At 48.5% G+C, this 769-nt stretch carries 1 protein-coding gene; it reads right to left on the reverse strand.

From position 1 onward, the window contains the following. On the reverse strand, positions 1–769 hold a 769-nt coding region (locus ACTHUR_RS13535), incomplete at both ends, for an AAA family ATPase (protein ID WP_440399045.1).

Genomic DNA, 769 nt, shown 5'->3' on the forward strand with positions numbered 1-769 from the left:
AAGCGGCATAACGTTGCTTCAAACCGCGGAGCATGGTGAACGCAGCCTCATCATCGGGTTCGTCAACTTTGACCATTTGGAAACGGCGTTCCAACGCGGCGTCTTTTTCAAAGTATTGTTTGTATTCGCTCCAGGTTGTCGCTGCGATGGTACGCAATTCACCCCGCGCCAAAGCCGGTTTTAAGAGGTTGGCTGCATCCGCGCCGCCTGCACTGTTTCCTGCACCGATTAACGTATGCGCTTCGTCGATGAATAATAAAACGGGTTCTTCAGAATTCTGAACAGCCTCGATAACATTGCGCAGGCGTTGTTCAAATTCGCCCTTCACCCCCGCACCCGCTTGCAGAAGACCTAAGTCCAACACCAATACTTGGGTGTTTTCCAATATCTTAGGCACCTCGCCTGAAGCGATTTTCAATGCCAGACCTTCTACCAATGCAGTTTTACCGACACCCGGTTCGCCAACCAAAATAGGGTTGTTCTTACGGCGACGCGATAAAATATCCATCATTTGACGGATTTCAGTTTCACGTCCAAATACAGGGTCAATACCGCCCTGAGCGGCTTTTTCAGTCAAATTGACGGTAAAACGTGCAAGCGCATCGTTTTGTCCTGCTGTAGCGGTTTGTTGGGGTTTAGATTCCGCTGAAACTGTATGCTGACCTTCTTCTGAAGCCGGCTGCGCAAATGTATTATTCTCACCTTCGATAGAAACTTTGTCCAACCAAGTTTTCAGACGACCTATCTGTGTTTCAGTCAGGCTTAATAA

It is taken from the genome of Neisseria sp. P0021.S007 (assembly GCF_051956855.1).